The organism is Mycolicibacterium pyrenivorans (assembly GCF_025821625.1).
In the GTDB taxonomy this organism is placed as follows: Bacteria; Actinomycetota; Actinomycetes; order Mycobacteriales; family Mycobacteriaceae; genus Mycobacterium; species Mycobacterium pyrenivorans.
The window spans coordinates 50,181-67,870 of the sequence record NZ_JACKSH010000107.1 but is presented as its reverse complement, the minus strand read 5'-3'; the positions used below and the strand labels follow the sequence as shown (position 1 = coordinate 67,870).

General features: G+C 68.1%; 15 protein-coding genes and 1 pseudogene. 8 read left to right on the top strand and 8 right to left on the bottom strand.

Annotation, left to right across the window (positions count from 1 at the left end; all coding sequences use genetic code 11):
- Position 1 precedes the first annotated feature (1 nt).
- Positions 2-1,129 (top strand): annotated as a pseudogene (locus tag H7I57_RS14030) (3-ketosteroid-9-alpha-monooxygenase, oxygenase component).
- 16 nt (positions 1,130-1,145) lie between these two features.
- Here the strand turns inward: H7I57_RS14030 and H7I57_RS14025 are convergent.
- From H7I57_RS14025 to H7I57_RS14015, 3 genes are read right to left on the bottom strand one after another with little or no spacing between them, the layout of a single operon-like run.
- Positions 1,146-2,702 (bottom strand): acetolactate synthase large subunit, encoded by a 1,557-nt coding sequence (locus H7I57_RS14025; RefSeq protein ID WP_264024157.1) that lies wholly within the window; start codon positions 2,700-2,702, stop codon positions 1,146-1,148.
- Positions 2,703-2,724: 22 nt separating this feature from the next.
- Positions 2,725-3,846, bottom strand: coding sequence for an NAD(P)H-dependent flavin oxidoreductase (locus tag H7I57_RS14020; RefSeq protein WP_264024156.1), 1,122 nt, complete (start codon positions 3,844-3,846; stop codon positions 2,725-2,727).
- A gap of 25 nt (positions 3,847-3,871) precedes the next feature.
- Positions 3,872-5,533 carry a medium/long-chain-fatty-acid--CoA/3-oxocholest-4-en-26-oate--CoA ligase gene (locus H7I57_RS14015; RefSeq protein ID WP_264024154.1) on the bottom strand — a complete coding sequence of 554 codons (1,662 nt, stop codon included), beginning with the start codon at positions 5,531-5,533 and terminating at the stop codon, positions 3,872-3,874.
- A 68-nt stretch (positions 5,534-5,601) separates the two neighbouring features.
- Here H7I57_RS14015 and H7I57_RS14010 point away from each other — a divergent pair, with 68 nt between their 5' ends.
- Positions 5,602-6,402 carry a crotonase/enoyl-CoA hydratase family protein gene (locus H7I57_RS14010; protein WP_264024153.1) on the top strand — a complete coding sequence of 267 codons (801 nt, stop codon included), beginning with the start codon at positions 5,602-5,604 and terminating at the stop codon, positions 6,400-6,402.
- Between the two features lie 6 nt (positions 6,403-6,408).
- On the opposite strand, the gene H7I57_RS14005 is transcribed toward H7I57_RS14010, so the two are convergent.
- The 3 genes from H7I57_RS14005 to H7I57_RS13995 form a co-directional block, all read right to left on the bottom strand.
- Positions 6,409-7,653: a cytochrome P450 gene (locus H7I57_RS14005; RefSeq protein ID WP_264024152.1), complete on the bottom strand. Its 1,245-nt coding sequence runs from the start codon at positions 7,651-7,653 to the stop codon at positions 6,409-6,411.
- A 54-nt stretch (positions 7,654-7,707) separates the two neighbouring features.
- Positions 7,708-8,406: an acetoacetate decarboxylase family protein gene (locus H7I57_RS14000; RefSeq protein ID WP_264024176.1), complete on the bottom strand. Its 699-nt coding sequence runs from the start codon at positions 8,404-8,406 to the stop codon at positions 7,708-7,710.
- A 124-nt stretch (positions 8,407-8,530) separates the two neighbouring features.
- Complete coding sequence (locus H7I57_RS13995; RefSeq protein ID WP_264024151.1) at positions 8,531-9,562, bottom strand: LLM class F420-dependent oxidoreductase; 1,032 nt, start codon at positions 9,560-9,562, stop codon at positions 8,531-8,533.
- 58 nt (positions 9,563-9,620) lie between these two features.
- On the opposite strand from H7I57_RS13995, the gene H7I57_RS13990 reads away from it, so the two are divergent.
- The 4 genes from H7I57_RS13990 to H7I57_RS13975 are packed head-to-tail and all read left to right on the top strand — an operon-like array spanning position 9,621 to position 13,781.
- Positions 9,621-10,625: a Zn-ribbon domain-containing OB-fold protein gene (locus H7I57_RS13990; RefSeq protein WP_264024149.1), complete on the top strand. Its 1,005-nt coding sequence runs from the start codon at positions 9,621-9,623 to the stop codon at positions 10,623-10,625.
- 14 nt (positions 10,626-10,639) lie between these two features.
- Entirely contained in the window at positions 10,640-11,704 is a 1,065-nt protein-coding gene (locus H7I57_RS13985) for a thiolase family protein (RefSeq protein WP_264024148.1), read from the top strand.
- Positions 11,704-12,894: a thiolase family protein gene (locus H7I57_RS13980; protein WP_264024147.1), complete on the top strand. Its 1,191-nt coding sequence runs from the start codon at positions 11,704-11,706 to the stop codon at positions 12,892-12,894. The genes H7I57_RS13985 and H7I57_RS13980 overlap by 1 nt, the downstream gene beginning before the upstream one ends.
- 5 nt (positions 12,895-12,899) lie before the next feature.
- A complete protein-coding gene (locus H7I57_RS13975) occupies positions 12,900-13,781 on the top strand; it encodes a TIGR03619 family F420-dependent LLM class oxidoreductase (RefSeq protein WP_264024175.1) in 882 nt (293 codons plus the stop codon).
- A gap of 80 nt (positions 13,782-13,861) precedes the next feature.
- On the opposite strand, the gene H7I57_RS13970 is transcribed toward H7I57_RS13975, so the two are convergent.
- Together H7I57_RS13970 and H7I57_RS13965 are read right to left on the bottom strand one after the other, a co-directional pair.
- Positions 13,862-14,455: a TetR/AcrR family transcriptional regulator gene (locus tag H7I57_RS13970; RefSeq protein WP_264024145.1), complete on the bottom strand. Its 594-nt coding sequence runs from the start codon at positions 14,453-14,455 to the stop codon at positions 13,862-13,864.
- A gap of 4 nt (positions 14,456-14,459) precedes the next feature.
- Positions 14,460-15,710 (bottom strand): MFS transporter, encoded by a 1,251-nt coding sequence (locus tag H7I57_RS13965; RefSeq protein WP_264024174.1) that lies wholly within the window; start codon positions 15,708-15,710, stop codon positions 14,460-14,462.
- 169 nt (positions 15,711-15,879) lie between these two features.
- On the opposite strand from H7I57_RS13965, the gene H7I57_RS13960 reads away from it, so the two are divergent.
- Both H7I57_RS13960 and H7I57_RS13955 read left to right on the top strand, forming a co-directional pair.
- Positions 15,880-17,058, top strand: coding sequence for a 3-ketosteroid-9-alpha-monooxygenase, oxygenase component (locus H7I57_RS13960; protein WP_264024144.1), 1,179 nt, complete (start codon positions 15,880-15,882; stop codon positions 17,056-17,058).
- Positions 17,059-17,060: 2 nt separating this feature from the next.
- On the top strand, positions 17,061-17,546 hold the full coding sequence (locus tag H7I57_RS13955) for a hypothetical protein (RefSeq protein ID WP_264024143.1): 486 nt from the start codon (positions 17,061-17,063) through the stop codon (positions 17,544-17,546).
- Positions 17,547-17,690: the final 144 nt, after the last annotated feature.

Sequence of the window (17,690 nt, the reverse complement as noted above, 5' to 3'; positions counted from 1 at the left end):
GATGACCGAGCACGTTCGCGAGATCGACACCGGCGCAGCGATGGAACGCTTCGCACGCGGCTGGCACTGCCTCGGGCTCGCCGAGGACTTCCGTGACGGCCGACCACACGGCGTCACCGCGTTCGGCACCAAACTGGTCGTCTTCGCGGATTCCGAAGGTGCGCTCAACGTTCTCGACGGGTACTGCCGTCACATGGGCGGGGACCTGTCCCAGGGCACCGTCAAGGGCGACACGGTCGCCTGCCCGTTCCACGACTGGCGCTGGGGCGGCGACGGCAGGTGCAAGCTGGTGCCCTACGCCAAACGCACCCCGCGGATGGCGCGCACCAAGGCGTGGCAGACCACCGAGGTGAACGGCCAGTTGCTCGTCTGGAACGACCCCGAGGGCTCGGTTCCCCCGGCCGAGTTGACCCCGCCGACCATCGAGGGATACGACGAGGGCCGGTGGTCACCGTGGCAGTGGAGTTCGATTCTGATCGAGGGTGCGCACTGCCGCGAGATCGTCGACAACAACGTCGACATGGCGCACTTCTTCTACATCCACCACGCCTACCCGACGTACTTCAAGAACGTCATCGACGGCCACACCGCAAGCCAGTTCATGGAGTCCAAGCCGCGGCCCGACTTCACGCCCAATCCCGAGAAGCTCTGGGAAGGAACGTATCTGCGTTCCGAGGCGACCTACTTCGGTCCCGCCTACATGATCAACTGGCTGCACAACGACCTCGGCCCCGGATTCACCGTCGAGGTGGCGCTGATCAACTGACACTACCCGGTCACCCACAGCTCGTTCGTCCTGCAGTGGGGGGTGGCCGTCCAGGAGATGCCCGGGCTGCCCGCCGACAAGGCCGCCAAACTGGCCGCCGCGATGAACCGCAGCTTCGGCGAGGGCTTCCTGGAGGACGTCGAGATCTGGAAGAACAAGACGCGCATCGACAATCCGCTGCTCACCGAGGAGGACGGACCCGTCTACCAGCACCGGCGGTGGTATCAGCAGTTCTACGTCGATGCCGCCGACGTCGCTGCCGACATGACCGACCGCTTCGAGCAGGAGGTCGACACCACCCACGCCAACGACCTGTGGCAGCAGGAGGTCGCCGAGAACATGGCGGCCCGCACGCGCGCCTGAGACTGAGAGCGGGCGATCAGCCGGCCAGGGACGGGACCACGGCCTCGATCAGGTGCGGGCCCGGCTCGGTGAACGCGTCGGTCAGTGCGGCAGCCAGCTCCTCGGTGGTGGTGGCACGCCGCGCCGGAACGCCCATGCCCTCCGCGATCTTGACGAAATCGATTGTGGGGCTTCCCAGATCGAGCAGCTCCAACACCCTGGGACCGGGGGCGTCCGCACTCGCCGCGCCGACGCGCTGCAGTTCGATGCGCAGGATGTCGTAGGCGCCGTTGTTGAAGATCACCGTCGTCACGTCGAGGTTCTCGCGCGCCTGCGTCCACAGACCGGAGACGGTGTACATCGCCGATCCGTCGGCCTGCAGGGCCAGCACCGGCCGGTCGGGCGCGGCGACGGCGGCGCCCACCGCGGCCGGTATGCCGTAGCCGATCGCGCCGCCGGTCAGCGTCAACACGTCATGGGCCGGGGCACCTGCCGTGGCGGCGGCGACCCCGATTCCCGCGGTGTTGGATTCGTCCACGATGACGGCCCCTTCGGGCAGGAGGGCGCCGACCACAGCCGCCGCCGCGAACGCGGTCAGGGGCCCGGCGGGCAGACCGGGACGTGCCGGGCCGGCGACGGTGGCGGTGGTGCCGGGCGCCAATTCGTCGGCCAACTTCTCCAGCGCGGCCGCGGCGCCGGACTGCGGGGCGAGCACGTACACGTCGCAGCCCGCGGGTACCAGGTCGCTGGGCTTACCGGGATATGCGAAGAAGGACACCGGCGATTTCGCGCCGGCCAGCACGAGATGCGTCGCCCCGGCCAGTTGCGCCTCGGCCGCCTCGGCGAAGTACGCGAGCCGGTCGACCTCCGGGACACCCGCGCCGCGCAGCTGGCGGCTCGGGAACGTCTCGCACAGCACCTTGGCGCCGGCGGCCTCGGCGACGCGGACAGCGGCCGCCAGCCCGGGAGCGCGGGTAGCGTCGCCGCCGATGAGGATTACCGTCGGCGCGCCGGAACGCAGCACCTCCACCGCGCCGCGGACGGCTGCGTCGGCGCCGGTGGCCTCGGCGACGGCGGGTGAAGCCGGAGCGGTGCGCGCACCGTCGGTCCAGGACACGTCGGCGGGCAGGATCAACGTCGACACCGCGCCCCCGCGGGCGGCGGCGACGGCGTCGCGGGTGTCGGAGGCGATGTCGGCGGTGTGCATCGTACGGCGCACCCACCCCGACACGGTGCCCGCGACCGCGTCGATGTCGGATTCCAGTGGGGCGTCGAAATTCTTGTGATAGGTGGCGTGGTCGCCGACGACGACCACCATCGGGGTGTGCGCCCGGCGCGCGTTGTGCAGGTTGGCCAGGCCGTTGCCCAGGCCCGGGCCCAGGTGCAGCAGCACGGCGGCAGGTTTGTCGGCCATCCGCGCGTACCCGTCGGCGGCGCCGGTGGCCACACCCTCGAACAAGGTCAACACACCACGCATCTGCGGCACCGCATCCAACGCGGCCACGAAGTGCATCTCCGAGGTGCCGGGGTTGGCGAAACACACCTCGACCCCGCCGTCGACGAGAGTGGTCAGCAGGGCCTCGGCACCGTTCACGGTTGCCGACTCTAGTCCGGCGTCAGCTGTCCCGGATGGTGTCGAGTCGCCTCGTCGCGTCCTCGAAACCGCTGACCAGCTCGGCGATGATGTCGGCGACGGGGCGGATCTCGTTCATCCGACCGACGATCTGGCCCACCGGCATCGCCACCGTGGTCGGGTCGGTCGACTCGCTCATCCGTTGGTGCGCCTCGCTGACGAGGATGTTCTGCAGCGGCATGGGCAGCGGCTCGGGTGCGTCATCGGCATCCCAGGCTTCCGTCCACCGGCTCTTGAGCAGCCGCGCCGGCTTGCCCGTGTAGATGCGTCTACGCACGGTGTCGGCGGAGGTCGCCTTCAACATCGCCTCCTGGACCACGGACCGTCCCGACTCCAGGCGCACGCCGAGGTCGTACTCGGCGGACGTCAGGAAGGCCGACCCCATCCACACACCCTGGGCCCCCAGCGCCAGCGCCGCGGCAACCTGCCGCCCGGTGCCGATGCCGCCGGCGGCCAGCACCGGGGTCTTACCGTCAAGGGCGTCAACGATTTCCGGCCACAGCACCATCGAGCCGATCTCACCGGTGTGCCCGCCGGCCTCGTGGCCCTGCGCGACGACGATGTCGACGCCGTTCTCAGCATGGCGCAGCGCGTGTTTGGCGGAACCGGCCAGCGCCGCGACGGGGACACCGGCCGCGTGAGCCTGGTCGATGACATCCTTGGGCGGCGACCCGAGCGCATTGGCGATCAGCTTGATCGGGTGCTTGAGCGCGACGTCGACGTGGCTGCGGGCCACCGAGTGCAGCCACCCCAGAACACCTTCGGACTTCGCCTCGTCCTCCGGAAGCGGCGGCACGCCCAGGTCTGCGAGCGTCTTGGCGACGAAGTCGCGGTGGGTCTGCGGGACCAGCTTGTCGATGTCGACGCTGGTGCCCTCGGTGGGCACCTTGGCCGGCATCACGATGTCGACGCCGTACGGCTTGCCGTCGGTGTTGGCGTCCATCCACTGCAGGACGTTCTCGAGGTCGTCGGCGTCGTTGAAGCGGACACAGCCGAGCACGCCGAGGCCGCCGGCCTTGCTGACCGCCGCGGCGACCTTCTCCGACGGAGTGAACACGAAGATCGGGTACTCGATCCCGAAACGCTCGCAGAGTTCTGTTTTCACGATCGAGTCCTCACGATCTGGCCCATCAGGCTTGTGCGCCGGCGTGTTTGGCGTGCACGTCGTCGGCGGGGCGCTCCTCGGTGGTGTCCTTGGCCCAGCGGTAGTCCGGCTTGCCCGCGGGCGAACGCTTGACCTCGTCGACGTACCAGAGGCTGCGCGGCACCTTGTAACCCGCGATCTCCTTGCGCACGAAGGCGTCGAGTTCGGCGAGGGTGGGGCGGGTGCCCTCGCGCGGGTGCACGACGGCGGCGACATGCTGACCGAAGCGCGGGTCCGGAACACCGACCACCAACGCGTCGAACACGTCGGGGTGGCCCTTCAGCGCGGCCTCGACCTCTTCGGGGTAGATCTTCTCGCCGCCGCTGTTGATCGACACCGAGCCACGGCCGAGCATCGTGACGCTTCCGTCGGCCTCGACCTCGGCGTAGTCACCCGGGATCGCGTAGCGGACGCCGTGGAACGTCTTGAACGTCTCGGCCGTCTTCTTCTCGTCCTTGAAGTAACCGACCGGGATGTGGCCACGCTTGGCGATGAAGCCGCGCACCCCGGAACCGGGCTTGACCTCGTTGCCCTCCTCGTCGAGCACCACGGTGTTCTTGTCGATCGTCACCCGGGGACCGCCGGTGCGCGACTGCCCCTTGGCCACGATGCTGGTGCCGCCGAAGCCGGTCTCCGAGGATCCGATTGAGTCGGTGATGATCCGGTCCGGCAGCAACTCGAGGAACTTCTCCTTGATGCTGGTGGAGAACACCGCCGCGGTGCTGGCGAGCAGGAACAGCGCCGACAGGTCGTACGCCTCTCCTTCTTCGCCTGACTCCTGCCTGGCCAGCAGCGCGTCGAGCAGCGGCCGTGCCATCGCGTCACCGGTGAAGAACAGCAGGTTCACCTTGTGCTCGGCGATGGTGCGCCACACCTCATCGGCGTCGAACTCCGGCACCAGCACGACGGTCTGGCCGGAGAACAACGACATCCAGGTCGCGGACTGGGTGGCGCCGTGGATCATCGGCGGGATCGGGTACTGGACCATCGGCGGGTTCGCGGCGGCCTGCTTGGCCAGGTCGTATTCGTCGGCGATCGGCTCGCCGGTCGCAAAATCAGTGCCGCCGAACAGAACCCGGTAGATGTCCTCGTGGCGCCACATCACGCCCTTGGGGAAGCCCGTGGTGCCGCCGGTGTACAGCAGGTAGATGTCGTCGGCGCTGCGCGGGCCGAAGTCACGCTCGGGCGAACCCTGCTCGAGTGCGGCGTAGAAGTCGACGCCGCCGTAGCGCTGGTAGTCGTCGTCCGACCCGTCCTCGATGGACAGGATCGTCTTGACGTTCGGGGTCTCGGGCAGCACGTTGGCCACGCGGTCGGCGTAGCGCCGCTCGTGCACCAGGGCCACCATGTCGGAGTTGTCGAACAGGTACTTCAGTTCGCCCTCGACATAGCGGAAGTTGACGTTGACCAGGATGGCGCCGGCCTTGACGATACCCAGCATCGCGATGACGATCTCGACGCGGTTGCGGCAGTAGAGACCGACCTTGTCGTCCTTCTTCACGCCCTGGTCGATGAGGTAGTGGGCCAGTCGATTGGCCTTCTCCTCCAACTCGGCGTAGGTCAGCTTTTGGTCACCGCCGATCAGGGCGGTGCGATCGGGCACAGCGTCGATGGCGTGCTCGGCGAGGTCGGCGATATTCAGAGCCACGTCTCTAAACTAGAACGTGTTACATTTCCAGACAAGTCTGTGGCGACGACGCTGGAAGGCGGACCCCCGTGAGCGAAGCAACAAAAGGCCCCGACGCCCTCATTGAGCAGCGCGGACACACCTTGATCCTGACGCTGAACCGACCGGAGGCGCGCAACGCGCTGTCCACTGAGATGCTCTCGATCATGGTCGATGCGTGGGACCGCGTGGACAACGATCCCGAGATCCGCACCTGCATCCTCACCGGCGCCGGCGGCTACTTCTGCGCGGGCATGGACCTCAAGGCCGCGACGGCCAAGCCGCCGGGCGACTCGTTCAAGGACGGCAGCTATGACCCGTCGCGCATCGACGGCCTGCTCAAGGGCCGCCGGCTGAAGAAGCCGCTGATCGCCGCCGTCGAGGGCCCGGCGATCGCGGGCGGGACCGAGATCCTGCAGGGCACCGACATCCGCATCGCCGGCGAGAGCGCGAAGTTCGGCATCTCCGAGGCGAAGTGGAGCCTGTACCCGATGGGCGGCTCCGCGGTGCGCCTGGTCCGCCAGATCCCGTACACGATCGCGTGCGATCTGCTGCTGACCGGCCGCCACATCACCGCCGCCGAGGCTCTGTCCTACGGGTTGATCGGCTACGTGGTGCCCGACGGCACCGCGCTGGACAAGGCCCTCGAGATCGCCGAGGTGATCAACAACAACGGCCCACTGGCCGTGCAGGCGATCCTCAAGACCATCCGCGAGACCGAGGGCATGCACGAGGAAGAGGCGTTCAAGCCCGACACCGCCAACGGCATCCCGGTCTTCCTGAGCGAGGACGCCAAGGAAGGCCCGCGGGCGTTCAAGGAGAAGCGCGCCCCGAAGTTCCAGATGCGCTGACCGCGCTTAGGCCAGCACTGGTGCCGTCGGCGTGAACACCACCGGCATGGCTTCGGGACCGCTGACGAAGTTCGCCGGCCGCAGCGGCACCTCGGCGCCCTCGGCAAGCCGCAGGTCGGGCAGCCGCTCGAGCACGCGACTTGTCATCTTCGACAGCTCGAGGCGGGCCAGCTGGTTACCGAGGCAGAAATGGGTGCCGAAGCCGAATGCCAAGTGGTTGTTCGGATTCCGGTCGATACGGAAGTTCTCGGGATCGCCGAAGACGCTCTCGTCGAAGTTGGCGGACTCGAACATCAGCATGATCTTCTCGTCCTTGCGCAGCTCGGTCCCGTGGAACTCGGTGTCCGCGGTGAGCACGCGGCACATGTTCTTCACCGGTGAGGTCCAGCGCAGCATCTCCTCGATGGCGCCCGGCAGCAGCGACGGGCGTACCCCATGGTCTTCGCGCGAGCGCTCATCCGCGACCAGCGCGTCCCACTGATCGCGGTGCCGCAGCAGCTGCTCGGTACCACCCGACAGCGTGTGGCGGGTGGTCTCGTCGCCACCGATCAGGATCAGCAGTGTCTCGAAGACGATCTCGTCGTCGGACATCCGCTGTCCCTCGACCTCGGAGTTCACCAGGACGGAGAACAGGTCGTCGGTGGGCTCCGCGCGCCGCTTCGCGATGACGTCCATCGTGAACGCGGTGTAGGCGGCGAAGGTGTCCATCAGCTTCTGGACGGTCAGTTCGTCGACGTGCGAACTGAGGCCGCCGACCAGGTCGTCGGACCACTTCAGCAGCATGTCGCGCTCGTCGGGCAGCACCCCGAGCATGTCCCCGATGACCGCCATCGGCAGCGGTGCGGCGATGTCCCGGACGAAGTCGCACTCGCCGCGTTCGCAGACCGCGTCGATCAGGGTGTCGCACAGCGTCTCGATCGACGACAACCGGTCCATCACCCGCTTGCGGGTGAAGCCCGCGTTGACCAGCTTGCGCCGTAGCAGGTGCGCCGGATCGTCCATGTCGATCATGTAGGGCATGCCCGGCTGGTCGGGTCGGATGCCGCCCGCGCTGGAGAACAACTCCGGGTTGCGTTCGGCATCGAGCACCGCCTGGTGGCTGGTGGCCGCGGCCAGCCCGTTGCGGTCCCGGAACACCGGCTGGTGGGCCCGCATCCACTTGTACGCCTCGCGCGCGGCCGGTCCGTCGGCGTAGAAGCGGCCGTCGGCGAGGTCCACGTCGAGACCGGCAACGGGGGGTGTGGACGTCATGGCGCTCCTGGGTTCGGTAGTCACTGCTGTTCGGTGGTCACTGCTGTTCGGGGGTCACTGAGAAATCACGCGGGCATTGCCGAAAGTCATGTCGACATTGCCAGCCGAACTGGACATCAGCGCACGTTTCGGCAAGCCGAGGGCGGCCAGCTCGGCCGCGTAGGGATGGTCACCGAGCCGCAGCTCGACGCCGCCGGGCCGATACCGCACCGCGGTCAGCAACATCTCCCCCGCCGTCTCGCGGGTCACGCCGTCGAGATGGGAGTAGGTGTTGTGCACCTGCTTGCGCGAGGTGAACGCCGCGGGCACGGGCAGCCCGGGGCTGAACTCCATGCCGACCGCCAGTTGTCCGTCGATGCTGACGTCGAACCCGAACCGCCGCCCGTTGCGGACGGTGAAGTCGGCCATCACCTTCGGATAGCCCCAGAGCGTCCGGCCCGCCTCCAACGTGAACGACTGGTCGACGGGAAGGTGGTGGACGAACGCGCCCGCCGATTGCAGCGCGCGCAACCCGGTCGCTTCCGATGCCGGGGTGCCCGGCGGGTTCACCATGACGTTGGTGCCGTACTCGTAGTACTGGCCGAGATCGGTGTCCTCGTAGCGCATCAGCATCAGCACCACCAGCGCCCGGCGGTCGCCCCTGCCGAAGCGGCACACCCGCAGCCCGCTGTAGTCGATCATCCGCTGCGCGGCGTCGGCGTCCACGACGAACATGGCCGTGTGCTGGTGGGCGGTGCGCACCCGGACCGGCATGGTGAGCACGGTGCCGGCGATGGTGTGCTGGGAAGTGGGGTCGGATGAGCGCTCGCGCGAAGACTCAGTGGCGTCGGTCACACCCTCAATCTAGAACGTGTTCTAGACAAGCTGCAAGAAGTGTCTACACGAGGCCGGCCAGATCGCGGATCTGTTCGGGCGAGCGGGCGCCGACGACCATCATGGTGACCCCGGAGGCTTCCCACGCCTTGATCTGTTCCTGCACGTAGGCCAGGTCGCCGACGATCGCTGAGTCGTCGACGAGTTCGTCGGGGATCACCTTGGCCGCCTCGTCCTTGCGGTCGGACCTAAAGAGCTTCGTGACGTCGTCGACGACCTCGGCGTAGCCCATGCGGCGGTAGACGTCGGCGTGGAAGTTGGTGTCCTCGGCGCCCATCCCACCCATGTAGAGCGCCAGGTGCGGCTTCATCAGCTCCATGATCGCCGGGCGGTCGTCGGTGACGACGACCTGCGCCGTCGCGCAGATCTCGAACGTCTCCCGCGTCCGGCGGGCGCCGGGACGCGCGAACCCCTCGTCGAGCCACTCGTTGTACATGCCCGCGATGCGCGGGGAGTAGAAGATCGGCAGCCACCCGTCGCAGATCTCCGCGGCGAGCGCGACGTTCTTGGGTCCCTCGGCGCCCAGCATCACCGGGATGTCGGCGCGCAGCGGATGGGTGATCGGTTTGAGGTTCTTGCCCAGGCCCGTGGTGCCCTCGCCGGTCAGCGGTAAGGGGTAGTGCGGGCCGTCGCTGTGCACCGGGGCCTCGCGTGCCCACACCTGGCGCAGGATTCCGACGTACTCGCGGGTGCGGGCCAGCGGCTTGGGGAACTTCTGCCCGTACCAGCCCTCGACGACCTGCGGCCCGGACACCCCGAGACCGAGGATGTGCCTGCCGCCCGAGAGGTGGTCGAGGGTCAGCGCCGCCATCGCGCACGCCGTAGGGGTGCGCGCGGACAGCTGGATGACCGAGGTGCCCAGCCGCATCCTGGTCGTCTCACGCCCCCACCACGCCAGCGGCGTGTAGGCATCCGAGCCCCACGCCTCGGCGGTGAAGACGGTGTCGAAGCCGACTCCCTCGGCGGTGGCGACCAGTTCCGCGTGGTCGGTCGGCGGCTGCGCGCCCCAATATCCCAACTGAAGACCGAGCTTCATTCGGCTACCTCTCGACGCGTCCTTGAAACGAAACTTAGAACCTGTTCTACTCGATGCCGTGACCACCAGCCAAAGCAGCCCGGTGCAGATCGATCCCCATGAGCGGCCACTTTCGGCGCCGCTGAAGCTTTCGTTCGACTACACCCGTTCAGTAGGACCACTCCTCGGCGAGTTCTTCACCGCTCTGCGCGAGCGACGCATTGTCGGGGTGCGCGGGTCGGATGGGCGGGTGCTTGTTCCGCCTGCCGAGTACGACCCTGTCACCTACGAACAATTGACGCAGATCGTACCGGTGGAAAGTGTCGGCACCGTCGTGTCGTGGACGTGGCAGTCGGTACCCCTGGAGGGGCAGCCGCTGGACCGTCCGTTCGCGTGGGCGCTGATCCGTCTCGACGGGGCCGACACTCCCCTGCTGCACGCGGTCGACGCCGAGTCGTCGGACGCGATCAGCACCGGCGCGCGCGTGCACGCGCACTGGGTGGACGAGACAGTCGGCGCGATCACCGACATCGCCTACTTCACGCTGGGCGATCAGGCCGAGGAGGTGCCGGCTCCGGCCGAGGGGCTGGACCCGGTGACGATCCAGGTGTCGCCGAGCAGCATCGAGATCCAGCACACCGCATCGCTTCCCGAGAGCGCCTTCCTGCGCGCGCTGGAGCAGGGCAAGCTCCTGGGCGGCCGGACAACTGGCCGGGATGGCGAAAAAGGGAAGGTGTACTTCCCTGCCCGCGAAGCGGATCCGGCCACCGGCCAGCAGCTCGACGAGTTCATCGAACTGTCCGACGAGGGCACGGTGACGACGTTCGCGATCATCAACATCCCGTTCGCCGGGCAGCGGATCAAGCCGCCGTACGTCGCGGCCTACGTGTTGCTCGACGGCGCGGACATCCCCGTCCTGCATCTTGTCGCGGATATCGCCGCCGACCAGGTCCGTATGGGCATGCGGGTGAAAGCCGTGTGGAAGCCCCGCGAGGAGTGGGGCCTTGGCATCGACAACATCGAGTACTTCCGGCCGACGGGTGAGCCCGACGCCGACTACGACACCTACAAGAAGCACCTGTAAAGGCGTATAGACACATGGCTTTGGAAAACGAAGTAGCGGTGGTGGGGTTCGCACACGCACCACACGTGCGCCGCACCGACGGCACCACCAACGGCGTCGAGATGCTGATGCCGTGTTTCGCCGAGATCTACGCCGAGCTCGGTCTCAAGCAGACCGACATCGGCTTCTGGTGCTCGGGTTCGTCGGATTACCTCGCCGGCCGGGCATTCTCGTTCATCTCGGCGATCGACTCCATCGGTGCAGTGCCGCCGATCAACGAGTCGCACGTGGAGATGGACGCGGCGTGGGCGCTGTACGAGGCATACATCAAACTCCTCACCGGGGAGATCGACACCGCGCTGGTCTACGGCTTCGGCAAGTCCTCGGCGGGCATCCTGCGCCGGGTCCTCGCCCTGCAGACCGACCCCTACACCGTCGCACCGTTGTGGCCCGACTCGGTCAGCATGGCCGGGTTGCAGGCCCGGTTCGGACTCGACTCGGGCAAGTGGACCGCGGAGCAGATGGCGCAGGTGGCGCTGGATGCGATGACGGCCTGCCCGCGCACCGACTCGGTGGAGCCGGCGAGCAGTGTCGAGGAACTGTTGGAGCGCCCGTATTTCGCCGATCCGCTGCGCCGCCACGACATCGCCCCGATCACCGACGGCGCGTCGGCGATCGTGCTCGCCTCCGGAGACCGGGCCCGTGAACTGCGGGAGCGCCCGGCGTGGATCACCGGGATCGAGCACCGGATCGAGACCCCGGTGCTGGGCGCCCGCGATCTGACCACTTCCCCGTCGACGGCGGCCTCGGCGCAGGCCGCCACCGGAGGAGACAGGTCCTCCATCGAGATCGCGGAGCTGTACGCGCCGTTCAGCCATCAGCAGCTGATCCTCAAAGAGGCCATCGGACTCACCGGCTCCACGAGGATCAACCCGTCCGGCGGTGCGCTCGCGGCCAACCCGATGTTCTCGGCGGGTCTGGAGCGCATCGGCTTCGCCGCCCGGCACATCTTCGAGGGCAACGCGTCGCGGGTGCTGGCCCACGCCACGAGCGGGCCTGCGCTGCAACAGAACCTGGTCGCAGTCCTGGAGGGGAAGTAATGGCCAAGAAACTCGCCGCCGTCCTCGGGACCGGTCAGACGAAGTACGTCGCCAAGCGCAAGGACGTCTCGATGAACGGCCTGGTGCGCGAGGCGATCGACCGGGCGCTGGCCGACGCCGGCGCGACGATGGCCGATATCGACGCGGTCGTCGTCGGCAAGGCGCCGGACTTCTTCGAGGGCGTCATGATGCCCGAGTTGTTCATGGCCGACGCGACGGGCGCCACCGGCAAGCCGCTGATCCGGGTTCACACCGCCGGCTCGGTCGGCGGGTCCACCGCGATCGTGGCGGCCAGCCTGGTCCAGTCGGGCAAGTACCGCCGGGTGCTGACGATGGCCTGGGAGAAGCAGTCCGAGTCGAATGCCATGTGGGCGCTGAGCATTCCGGTGCCGTTCACCAAGCCGGTCGGCGCGGGCGCCGGCGGCTACTTCGCCCCGCACATCCGCGCCTACATCCGCCGCTCGGGAGCGCCGACGCACATCGGCGCGATGGTCGCGGTCAAGGACCGGCTCAACGGGGCCAGGAATCCGCTCGCGCATCTGCATCAGCCCGACATCACGCTGGAGAAGGTGATGGAGTCGCCGATGCTGTGGGACCCCATCCGCTACGACGAGACATGCCCGTCGTCGGACGGTGCGGCGGCCATGGTCATCGGGGACGAGGCGAGTGCCGACGCCCGTGTCGCCGACGGTCACCCGGTGGCGTGGATCCACGCCACCGCGCTGCGGACCGAACCGCTCGCGTACTCCGGCCGTGACCAGGTCAACCCGCAGGCGAGTCGCGATGCCGCGGCGGCACTGTGGAAGGCCGCCGGAATCTCCAGTCCCATCGACGAGATCGACGTCGCGGAGGTGTACGTGCCGTTCTCCTGGTACGAGCCGATGTGGCTGGAAAGCCTGGGCTTCGCCCCGGAGGGCGAGGGCTGGAAGCTCACCGAGGCCGGGGAGACCGCGATGGGCGGCCGCATTCCGTTCAACCCGTCGGGCGGGGTGCTGTCCTCCAATCCGATCGGCGCCTCGGGCATGATCCGGTTCGCCGAGTCGGCGATCCAGGTGATGGGCAAGGCAGGCGAGCACCAGGTCGAAGGTGCGCGCAAGGCGCTTGGCCATGCCTACGGTGGTGGCGCGCAGTACTTCTCGATGTGGGTGGTCGGCAGCGATAAACCAGCCAAGCCGGCCGAGCCGGCATGACGCGAATGCAGTACACCTGCAGTGTCGCGATGGGCCCGGTCGACCAGCTCGTCGAGATTGCGAGGACCGCGGAGGAAGTCGGCTTCGACTCGATCGCGTTGCCGGATTCGCTGTTCTACATGGAGAAGCAGGCTGCGGACTACCCCTACACGCCCGACGGCTCCCGGATGTGGGACGAGGACACCCCGTGGGTGGACCCGCTCATCGCCGCAGGCGCGATGGGCGCGGTGACGTCGACGCTGCGCTTCTACACCAACGTGATGAAGCTCGGCTCGCGCAACGCGCTGCTGCTGGCCAGGCAGGTCGGGTCGGTGGCCAACCTGACCGGCAACCGGTTCGGGTTCGGCGTCGGGATCGGCTGGGCACCTGAGGAATTCGAATGGTGCGGCGTGCCGTACGCCAAGCGCGGCAAGCGGGTCGACGAGATGATCGAGGTGATCAAGCTGGTCCTCGGCGGCGGCATGGTCGAGTTCCACGGCGAGTTCTACGACTTCGATCGGCTTCAGATGAGCCCGGCGCCGAGCAAGCCCGTCCCGTTCTACGTCGGCGGGCACACCGAGGTGGCGCTCAAGCGGGCGGCCCGCGTCGGTGACGGCTGGACCAGCGCGATGATGACGGGCGACCAGCTGGCCGAGACGATCGCGAAACTCAACGCGCTTCGGGCCGAGTATGGCCGCGCCGACGAGCCGTTCGAGTTCCAGGCGGTGTGCATCGACAAGTTCGGCGTCGACGGCCACCGCGAGCTGGCCCAGGCAGGCGTGACCGACAACATCGTCATCCCCTGGGTTTTCGACGGACTGGGTTTCGACGCGCCGATCGAGAAGAAGAAGGACTCGCTCAAGCGGTTCGCCGACACCTACATCCACTCGGGCTGGCAGGACGCCTAATTCCAATACTCGCCGGAATTGCATTCCAGCAGCACGCTTCTCGGAAAATCGCTGCAGGAATGCAATTCCGGCGCGGAGGCTCAGCGGCGGCAGCCCTGCCACACCGTCTGCACCAGCCGCAGCACCGCGTCGCCGTCAAGCGGCGCCATCCCGAACACGAGCCGGTAATACGGCGGCGACACCAAAGCGTCGACGGCCACCTCGATATCCACGTCGGCGGATAGTTCGCCGCGGTCGACGGCCTCGCGCAACGTCGCCGCCACGGCTGCGCGACGCGGCGTGATCCACTGGTCGAGCAGCGCCCGTTCGATGGCGGGGTCCGCCGGCGATGCCGCGATCACGTTGCGCAGCAACGGACCGACGGCAGGGTCGGCCAGGATGGAGTTGAGCGAGCCGACGTGATGCGTGACGGCCTCCACCGCCGTGCTGCCCGGTGGCCGGGTGATGGAATCGCGCACCGTGTCGAGCAGGCCCTCGAGAACGATCGCGGCCGCGGACGGCCACCATTTGTAGATCGTCGTGCGGCTCACCTGGGCACGCTTGGCGATCGCCTCGACTGTCGCCGCCGCGGGGCCGCCGTCGAGCGCGAGGTCTGCGGCGGCTCTGAGCACCGCTGTGCGCGCGGCCTGACTGCGCGGGCGGCCGCGGCGGGCCGGGTCTCGGGTCGGGCCCACGGGCTCAGCCTATTGCCGGCGGGCGCTTCGCTCCCGCGAGCACGACGAGCAGGCACCCGATGGCCGCGAGCCCACCCGCCGAGAACATGACGGGGTAGGTCAACCACGCCCACCTCTGCGACAGGAAAGCCAAGGCGGCGGGCACCGCGAAACCGAGGTAGCTGACGCCGTAGAAGATCGCGGTGAGGCCGGCGAGATCGTCGGGACCGGCGATGTGTTGGATCTCCTGCAGGCCCGCCAGTAGGGCCATGCCGTACCCGGCGCCGAGCACCGCGGCCGCGGCCAGCGCCGCCCAGACCGTCAGCACCGAGGCCGCCCAGGCGGCGATCCCCATGCCGAGCACCAGCAGCACCAACGCGATCAGCACGCCGCGTAGGCCGTCGCCGCCCAGGCACCGTCCGAGGTGCTGCACGGCGAAGCCGACCCCGAGCGTGACGGCGCACAGCAGGGCCGAGAACGCGATCGGAGCGGCCGCAGCGCGGTGGGTCATCAGCGCGGGCAGCACCGCGTAGGCCGACGCCGCCGCACCGAACACCCACGGGGCGACGGGAACGACGACAAGCCAGAACCGCCGATTCGGTGCCGAAACGGCATTCCAGCAGCGAAAGTTCGACCGCGCCCCTGCCGGAATGCCGTTTCGGCGGGGCGCGCGGGTCTCCGGGGCGCCGACGAGCAGCACGGCGGCCACCAGCGCCATCGCGACGTTGACGGCGTAGGACAGCACCGTCGGCGCCGGGGCCCACTGCGCGAGCACGCCTGCAGTGCCGGCACCGAGGCCGAACCCCGCGGTCAGGCTCATCGCGGCGCGACGGGCGCCGGTGTCGCGGTCATCCCACGGCGGGCTGGACAGTTCCTTGATCCAACTGCCGCCGACGGCCATCGCAAGCCCGAGGGCCAGCCCGCTGAAAACCCGGCCGACGGCCAGGGTCACCTCGGAGTCCGCCCCGGCGGCGAGGATCGTCGACCCGAGCGCGGCGAGCACCGGCGCAGGCAACATGAGCCGGCGACGGCCGAACCGGTCCGACAGCGGGCCGCCGATGAGCAGCGCGGGCACGATGCCGAGCACGTAGGCGAACAGCAGCAGATCGACCGCCAGCGGGGAGAAGTCGCCACGCGTGCGGTACATGACCAGCAGCGGGGTGAACTCGTTGCCGCCCCAGGCGATCGCGAAGGTCGCGGTCGCGACCGCGAGCCAGCCTCGCGACCGTGAGCCCGCCGCCGTCCTGGCTGCCTGTACCGCGACGGAGGCCGTCACCACGGCACCAACCTATTCCTGAACACTGTGTCCACTATAGATGGGTATCCAAGTGGGACGAGAGTGTCGTTCACAACACTTGCCGCAGGTAAACGGCAATTGCATTGCGCGGGCGACCACAAAAACTGTAACGTGTTCTAATTCGAGACACTTTGTTGGGAGGCCACAGGTGAGCACCGATTCAGCTGCGGGAACCGCGAACATTCGCGAGATCGACACCGGCACTCTGCCCGACCGGTACGCACGGGGCTGGCACTGCCTGGGCCCGGTGAAGGACTACCGGGACGGCAAGCCTCATGGCGTCGAGATCTTCGGCACCATGCTGGTCGTGTTCGCCGACTCGCAGGGCGAGATCAAGATCCTGGACGGCTACTGCCGCCACATGGGCGGAAACCTGTCGCAGGGCACCATCAAAGGCGACGAGGTCGCCTGCCCGTTCCACGACTGGCGCTGGGGCGGCGACGGCAAGTGCAAGCTGGTGCCGTACGCCAAGCGGACCCCGCGCCTCGCGCGCACCCGCGCCTGGCACACCGACGTGCGCGGCGGACTGCTGTTCGTCTGGCACGACCACGAGGGCAACCCGCCGCAACCCGAGGTCCGCATCCCCGAGATCCCCGAGTTCGCGAGCGAGGACTGGACCGACTGGCGCTGGAACACGATGCTCATCGAGGGCTCCAACTGCCGCGAGATCATCGACAACGTCACCGACATGGCGCACTTCTTCTACATCCACTTCGGGTTGCCGACGTACTTCAAGAACGTCTTCGAGGGCCATATCGCCAGCCAGTACCTGCACAACGTGGGCAGGCCCGACGTCGGCGACATGGGCACCGCCTACGGCGAGGCGCACCTGGACTCGGAGGCCAGCTACTTCGGCCCGTCGTTCATGATCAACTGGCTGCACAACAACTACAGCGGCTTCAAGGCCGAGTCGATCCTGATCAACTGCCACTATCCGGTGAGCCAGGACTCGTTCGTCCTGCAGTGGGGCGTCATGGTCGAAAAGCCCAAGGGCATGGACGACGCGACCACCGAGAAGCTGTCCTCCGCCTTCACCGACGGCGTCAGCAAGGGCTTTCTGCAGGACGTGGAGATCTGGAAGCACAAGACCCGCATCGACAATCCGCTGCTGGTCGAGGAGGACGGCGCGGTCTACCAGATGCGGCGGTGGTACCAGCAGTTCTACGTCGACGTCGCCGATGTCACGGCCGAGATGACCGACCGCTTCGAGATGGAGGTCGACACCACCGCGGCCAACGAGAAGTGGACCGTCGAGGTTCAGGAGAACCTGAAGGCCCGCGACGCCGAGAAGACCGAAGCCGCCGACCAGCCCACCGAGGTCTCCTAGGTATGAGCTCGAGTCAGCAGCCGCCCGACGTGGACCGCCTTGCCCGGTCGATGCTGCTGCTGCACGGCCACGACGACGACGAACACGCTCACGGTCACGGCGGCGGCGGCGAGACCAAAGACAGCGGCGAGAGCGGCGGATCATGGCGCAAGGCACCGGATTTCGCCTCCGATCCGGACCGCGCGGCGGCGGTGCGGGAGAGCACCCAGCGCGATCGCGAGCGCTACCTGACCTCCGGGCTGGTGTCGATCGACTGCCGCTTCTGCCATGTCGCCGTGTCGGTGAAGAAGCTGGGCCCCGCGCACACGGCGGTGCAGTGGAACTCCGAGGCGACCCAGCGATGCGCACATTTCGCGGAGATCCGCGCCTCCGGCGGCGACCCGGCCCGCGAACGCTCCTGCCCGCGTCTTGCCGACAGCATCAAGCACGCCGTGGCGGAGGGCTGTCTGGAGGAAGCCTCTACCGCGCCGTCCCCGGGGGACGGCTGACCGCGTTTGCGATCGCGGCACGACGGGCAATACCTTGAGCCAAAGGGTCGGGAAGTCTGCCCTGGGAGGTGCACCCATGATGATGACGACGCTTGCCGCGATCAGCGAGTGGGGTAAGGGACCCGTGGGTATCCCGGTCTGCCA